Genomic DNA, 6,248 nt, shown 5'->3' with positions numbered 1-6,248 from the left:
GTAGTCGGCGGGGAGGAAGTGGGCGTATCGCTCGAAGTCCATACCTCCAGCGTCATCGGTGCGACGGCGGGCGACAACTCGCGTTCCGCCGCTGCGTGGGAGCCAGCGAAATCGCGCTGACCTGCGCTTGTTCCATCCTTCCGGACGGGAGGCCGGATGCTGCTCAGTTTTCCGGACGCCGCCGCGTCAAGGGGCCTCGCCACGCCTTGACCGGCGTAGCTTTGCGGCGCAAAGTGAATATATGAACTCTGCATCACAAAGTAATCCCGGTTCCGAGCAGGCCCGGCAACTGGTGGACGATATGGAACACCTCACCCGACGCGGCTGGAAGCTGGCCGCCCCCATGTGGTTCCCCATGCTGTGCATCGCCGTCACCACCCTCGCGTCGGTACCGGCCGCCATCCTGTTCGAGGGTACGAACGCCATGGGCTGGTACTGGATCGTCGTCTCCCTCGCCGCCGCGCTCGCCTGCGGGTGGTACTTCTCCACCCGCCGAGTGCAGCTCCCGGATCTGCGGGGCGGCATCGTCATACTGGCCGCACTGGGTCTGCTGGTATCCACGCAACTGCTCGGCTGGTTCTACCGGGGTGAGTGGGCGCTGGTGGCCCCCTGGCTGGCCGTCGGCATCGGACTCGCCGTCTTCGCGGCGGCACTGCGGTCGCTCACCACGGCCGCGGTCGCCCTGGCCAGCATCGCGGTCGCGGTCATCGTCGGCATCACCGAACCCGAGCACGGGTACGCGCTGCTCGCCCTGGTGGTCGGTGTCACCGCCGCGCTGGCCGCCATGGTGGAACTGGTCCGCACCGACGCCGGTACCGCCGCATGAGCGACCCGCACCCGTCGCTCGACCTCGACGATGTCGTGCACCAGCGCACCCGGCTCGGCATCCTGGCCCTGTTGCGCTCCGGTGTCTCCATGGAATTCGGTGTGCTGCGGGACAATCTGCGCCTCACCGACGGCAATCTGAACCGGCATCTGAAGGTGCTCGAACAGGCCGGGCTGATCACGGGCAACCGGGTCACCGGCCGCGGCCGACCCAAGACCTGGCTCGCCATCACCGCCGCGGGCCGCGACGCCCTGGATGCCGAACTCGCCACCCTGCGCGCCCTCATCGAGGCCACCGAACAGCCGACGCCCGAGCGGGATGCGTCGTAGGCGCGTGGCCGACTGGTCTCCGCCGCACGGCCACAGGCATGATCGGGATATGAAGGTTTTCCAGATCGGTGCGGCCGGGGGTGTCGGACGGCGGCTCGCGCGGCTGCTGACCGACCGCGGCGACGAGGTCAGCGGGATGTATCGCAATCCCGAACAGGTCGAGACCGTGCGGGAATCCGGCGCCGTGCCGGTGCCGGGGGATCTCATCCACGATTCCGTCGACGAATTGGCGAAGAAGCTGGCCGGGCACGATGCCGTGGTGTTCTCGGCGGGGGCGCACGGCACCGGCATGGATCAGACCACCGCCATCGACGGCAAGGGCCTGGAGAAGGCCGCCGATGCCGCGGCGCTGGCCGGGGTGTCGCGATTCGTGCTGGTCTCGGTATTCCCGGAGGCAGGGCGAAACCGGGAAACCACCGAGGGTTTCGAGCACTACATGCGGGTCAAGAAGATCGCCGACGCCTATCTGGCCCGCACCGACCTGAACTGGCTCATCGTCCGCCCGGGCACACTCATCGACTATCCCGGCACCGGCCGGGTCAACGCCGGGCTCGCCATCGAGTACGGCAGCGTGCGTCGCGACGACGTGGCCGCCTTCCTCGCCTCCGCCCTGCACGAACCACGCCTCGACCGGATGCTCGTCGAACTCACCGGCGGACAGACCCCGGTGGACGAGGCCGTGGCCCGTCTGGTGGCCGCGACGTCCTAGGCCACACGACACCCCCTCTCGAATGCCGGGATGGCCCGCGCTCAACGCCGCGACTCGCCAGCGCCGGTTCGGCGGGCATCGCGTCGCGTCGGCGTCGCGACTCGCCAGCGCCGGTTCGGCGGGTGAGCGTCTCAGCACGTCGGCATCGCGATACCCCAGCGCCGTGTGGGTGCTGCCCGGCCGCCGTACGTCATTCTCCGAGCCGGATCGCCTCGCCGGATGCCGCCGCTACGTCCCCGTCCTCCGGCGCGGTCAGCAGGCGCTTGAGCACCTTGCCCGTCTCGCCACGCGGCAGACCGTCGACGAAGGCCACATCGCGCGGTACCGAGACGCGGCCGAGGCGGTGGCGCAGGTAGCGGCGCACCATCTCCGAGTCCAGCCCGGCCCCGGCATTGCGCACCACGAACGCCGCCAGGCGCTGTCCGAAGTCCGGATCGGGCACGCCCACCACCGCGACCTCGTTGACCTGGGGCAGCTGGGCGAGCGCCTCCTCCACCGGACGCGGGAAGACGTTCTCCCCGCCGGAGATGATCATCTCGTCCTCCCGGCCCACGATGAACAGCCGCCCGCTCACATCCAGATAGCCGAGATCGCCCGTATCCAGCAGTCCGTCGTTCTCCTCGGGTGGCACGGCATTGACATAGCCGTCGAACAGCATCTGGTTGCCGACGAAGATGCGGCCGGTGACGCCCACCGGCACCGGCCGCCGATCGTCGCCCAGTACCGCGATCTTCGTGCCCAGCGGCGGTCGCCCCGCCGTCATGGGAGAGATGCGCAGATCCTCCGGCGTGGCGATGGTCGCCCACGACACCTCGGTCGAACCGTAGATGTTGTAGAGGATGTCGCCGAAGGTGTCCAGGAAGCGCAGCACCGTCGAACCCGCCAGCGGCGCACCGCAACTGGCCACGATGCGCAGGCTGGAGGTGTCGTAGCGCGCCCGCACCGCGGTCGGCAGGTCGAGCAGCCGCTGCGCCATGGTCGGCACCACCAGCAGGGTGGTGACCCGGTGCTCGGCGACGAGGCGCAGGGTGTCCTCCGCGTCGAACCGCGCGGGCAGCACCACGGTGGCCCGCAGCGCCGCGCCGAGTTGCAGTCCGGACAGCCCCCAGGTGTGGAACAGCGGGGCCGGTATGAGCATGGTGTCGTTCATCCGCAGCGGAATGCGCGAGAGCAGCGCGGCGAGGGCGCCGAAACCCCGCGCGTTCGGTCGCCGCGCGCCTTTGGGCGCGCCGGTTGTGCCGGAGGTGAGCACCACCAGTCGACCGGGCTGCGGCGGTTTGCGAAACCCCTTCGCCCCCAATTGGATCAGATCATCGATGGTGAGCCGCCCGGCCGTGGGCCGGTCGCCGTCCGTCGTCACCCGGGGGATGCCCTCGTGCAGGTAGCCGACCAGCGATTCCAGCTCACCGTCGACGAACAGGGCCGAGAGCCGGTCGCGCTGCACGATCTCCTCGATCCGCCGCGCCGACAGTCCGGCATTGAGCAGCACCGTGTCCACGCCGAGTTTCCCGGCGGCGACCATGGTTTCGACCATCCCCGCGTGATTGCGCGCGAGCAGGCCGAGCGCGTCGCCGAAGCGCAGCCCGAGCGCGCCCATGGCGTGGGCCAATGCGTCACTGCGCCGGTCGATCTCGGCGTAGGTGCGGCTGCCGTGCCCGTCCACCACGGCGACGCGATGCGGCGCGCGGGCGGCTCCGGCGGCGTAGGCGCCCGCGAGATTGAACCCCCAGCGCGCCAGTCCGCGCAGTTGCCGGACCACCACGTCGGGACGGCTCGGGCCCACCACACCGGTCTCGAGCACCTGCCGGGCCACCCCGACCGCGCGCCGTACCCCTGAGTCCTCGCCATTGACCGCGACCGACGTCGCCTTCCCCCGCACGATATCGGCGGCGCGCTCCAATCCGGTTCGAATCCAGCGCACCACCGCGGATTTCGGCAACTCCGCCAGCCGGGGATGCAGCCGCCCGACGGCGAAGCAGGTCACCGTCACCCGCGTGCGCGCGTCGTCGCCGACCATCCGCACGGTCACGAAGCTGCCGCGGGCCGGACACTGCAGTTCCAGGCTCTCCCCCGCGCGGCCCGCCCGCACCCGCACCTCGAGGATGGCGATTCCGGTGTCCGGGGTGCCGATGCGGAAGAGCACCAGCGGATTTCCCTCGACCACGCCCACCTGTTCGCATGCACCGATCCCGGGGTAGACGCGTGGATAGGTCTCGGGTTCGAGCAGCAGCGCCCACAGCGCATGCCTCGGAATCGCTATCTCAGCGGCCGCATCGAAGACATCGGTCACCACCGCAGCGCCACTCCTTGCCGGGCCCGCGCACACCAATCCGGTCGGGATCGCTCCGTTCTACCGATCCGCGCGGCCGCGGGGATCCGAATGCACCGGTTCCCGGTCTATTCACCAGTCGCGGCCGAATCGCTTATGACCGAGCACAATCGGGTCCGCACGGGGATCACCATCACCGGGACCGCCGCCGCGTCGACCGCCGCGCGCACGGTGCGGGCGTGATCGGGGGCCAGTCGCCGCGACCAGCCCAGGACGACCAGATCGGCCTCCCGCGCCGCCACCTCGACCACATGCTCGCCGGGTTCACCGCTGCACAGGGTGATCTCGGGGTGCGGGTGCGGTACCAGGGGGCGGCAGAACCGCGCCCGGAATTCCGTCTCCCACGCCTCGCGGGCGTGCGCGGATTGGTCCCAGCACGCCGGAACGGTGCGTTCGTCGAACACGTGCAGCAGGACGAGTTCGATTCCGGCGGTGTGGAACAGCCCGGCGGTCTCGGCGACCGCCCGCGCCGCCTCCTCGGTGCCGTCGAGCGGCAGCAGCACGCGTTCGATGGCCCCGGGCGTGCCGCCGGGCCGCGGTGTCACCACGGCGGGGACCAGAACCAGGGGATCGCGCGCATGTTGGAGCAGCCACCAGACGTCGTCGTCGAATCCGACGACGCCCATCAGCACGTCGGGATCGTCCAGGGCGTCGAGGAATTCGGCGTCCGAGGCGTCCTTCGGCGTGTACCGGGTGCCCAGTCGCAGAGATCGGGCCAGGTCGGCCGCGATCACCTCGGTGGTGGGCGCGGGCCGGACCAGGATATCGGTCATGGGGTCTCCTCATCGGTGGGCCACCAAGCCGCGCCGACGACGGGGTGTGCGGCGCGGTCGCCGACCGCCATGGTCACCGGGCCGTCGCTGTGCACGCCGACACCGGTGTGGGTGATGTCGAGCCGGATGCGACGACCCAGGCAGTGGAACGCCAGCCGCAGCCGCGGCCAGCGGTCCGGCAGCACCGGCCGCACCCGCAGCACGCCGTCGCGCACCCGGACCCCGGCGAAGCCGGTCAGCATCGCCTGCCAGACCCCGGCCACGGTGGCCATGTGCAGGCCCACCGCGGTGCTGCCGGTGCGATCGTCGAGATCGAGCCGCAGCGCCGCGCGCAGCATCTCCAGCGCGGCGTCGGCACGTCCGGCGCGTGCCAGCAGCGCGGCCATGGCGGCGGGTGACAGCGAGGAGCCGTGCGCGGTACGCGGACCGTAGAAGTCGAGGTTGACCGGCAGCGAACCGGGCACGGTCTCCTCGGGCACCAGGTGGTGCAGCATCAGCACGTCGGGCTGTTTGATCAACTGCGAGCCCGTCACCCGACGCTGCCCGAGCAGGACGTCCACCGCCACCGGCGGCCGGGCGCCGACGTCGGCCATGGTGAGCGGTTCCAGCTCGAAGTATCCGGCGAACTGCTCGTAGCGGCCGTCCGGGTGCGCCTGGTCCACGATGCGCTCGGCCAGCTCCCGCCAGCGCGCGAATTCCGCTGCCTCCTCGGCGTTCCGGGGATGCAGACGGGCGGCGCGGCGCAGATTCCAGCGAGCCATGACATTGGTGTAGGCGTTGTCGTCGACCGTTTCGTGGTACTCGTCCGGGCCGATCACGCGGTCGATGTGGCCGCGATCGTCCGCGTCCACCCGCACCCGCGCGGCCCAGTAGGCGGCGGTCTCGGTGAGCAGCTCACGCGCGGTGGTGTGCGCGAAATCGGGACGCCCGCACCATTCGGCGAAATGATCCACCGCCCAGGCCACATCGGCGGTGATGTGCTCCTCGAGGTCGCCGGTGAGAATGGGAACCTCGGTGCCGCCGAGGAATCCGCTGCGCGGGGTGACGTCGAAGCCGTCGGCGGCCGACTCCCAGGGGAAGCGCGCACCGACGCGGCCATCGGCGCGCGCGCGGGCACGCGCGCCCGGCAGCCGCCGCAGCCGGTAGGCGATCATGGCCTCGGCGGCGGCGGGATCGATACTCGCCATGGCGGGCAGCACGAAGGCGTCGGCGTCCCAGAACACGTGGCCGCGATAGCCGGAACCGGAGATGCCGCGCGCGCCCACCGCGGATTCGCCGTGCG

At 70.9% G+C, this 6,248-nt stretch carries 6 protein-coding genes; 3 read left to right on the top strand and 3 right to left on the bottom strand.

Going from position 1 to position 6,248, the window contains the following annotated elements; translation table 11 throughout:
* Nucleotides 1-241 precede the first annotated feature (241 nt).
* From QK444_RS30900 to QK444_RS30890, 3 genes are read left to right on the top strand one after another with little or no spacing between them, the layout of a single operon-like run.
* Nucleotides 242-826 (top strand): hypothetical protein, encoded by a 585-nt coding sequence (locus QK444_RS30900; RefSeq protein WP_282785623.1) that lies wholly within the window; start codon nucleotides 242-244, stop codon nucleotides 824-826.
* Nucleotides 823-1,155 carry a transcriptional regulator gene (locus QK444_RS30895; RefSeq protein ID WP_282785622.1) on the top strand — a complete coding sequence of 111 codons (333 nt, stop codon included), beginning with the start codon at nucleotides 823-825 and terminating at the stop codon, nucleotides 1,153-1,155. Before QK444_RS30900 ends, QK444_RS30895 begins: the two co-directional genes overlap by 4 nt.
* A gap of 49 nt (nucleotides 1,156-1,204) precedes the next feature.
* Nucleotides 1,205-1,864 carry an NAD(P)H-binding protein gene (locus QK444_RS30890; RefSeq protein ID WP_282785621.1) on the top strand — a complete coding sequence of 220 codons (660 nt, stop codon included), beginning with the start codon at nucleotides 1,205-1,207 and terminating at the stop codon, nucleotides 1,862-1,864.
* Nucleotides 1,865-2,054: 190 nt separating this feature from the next.
* Here the strand turns inward: QK444_RS30890 and QK444_RS30885 are convergent, their stop codons facing one another.
* The 3 genes from QK444_RS30885 to QK444_RS30875 all read right to left on the bottom strand — a co-directional run.
* A complete protein-coding gene (locus QK444_RS30885) occupies nucleotides 2,055-4,157 on the bottom strand; it encodes an AMP-binding protein (RefSeq protein WP_282785620.1) in 2,103 nt (700 codons plus the stop codon).
* 104 nt (nucleotides 4,158-4,261) lie between these two features.
* Complete coding sequence (locus tag QK444_RS30880) at nucleotides 4,262-4,966, bottom strand: universal stress protein (protein WP_282785619.1); 705 nt, start codon at nucleotides 4,964-4,966, stop codon at nucleotides 4,262-4,264.
* On the bottom strand, nucleotides 4,963-6,248 hold a 1,286-nt coding region (locus tag QK444_RS30875), incomplete at its 5' end, for a glycosyl hydrolase family 65 protein (protein WP_282785618.1). The genes QK444_RS30875 and QK444_RS30880, both read right to left, overlap by 4 nt.

The organism is Nocardia sp. CC201C (assembly GCF_030010695.1).
Classification (GTDB): Bacteria; Actinomycetota; Actinomycetes; order Mycobacteriales; family Mycobacteriaceae; genus Nocardia; species Nocardia otitidiscaviarum.
Note: the sequence above shows the minus strand (reverse complement) of the source record. Positions and strands in the feature narration are given on the sequence as shown.

Coding starts and splice junctions, on each gene's coding strand:
- QK444_RS30900 (WP_282785623.1), top strand. CDS start 242: ATGAACTCTGCATCACAAAGTAATCCCGGTTCCGAGCAGGCCCGGCAA.
- QK444_RS30895 (WP_282785622.1), top strand. CDS start 823: ATGAGCGACCCGCACCCGTCGCTCGACCTCGACGATGTCGTGCACCAG.
- QK444_RS30890 (WP_282785621.1), top strand. CDS start 1,205: ATGAAGGTTTTCCAGATCGGTGCGGCCGGGGGTGTCGGACGGCGGCTC.
- QK444_RS30880 (WP_282785619.1), bottom strand. CDS start 4,966: ATGACCGATATCCTGGTCCGGCCCGCGCCCACCACCGAGGTGATCGCG.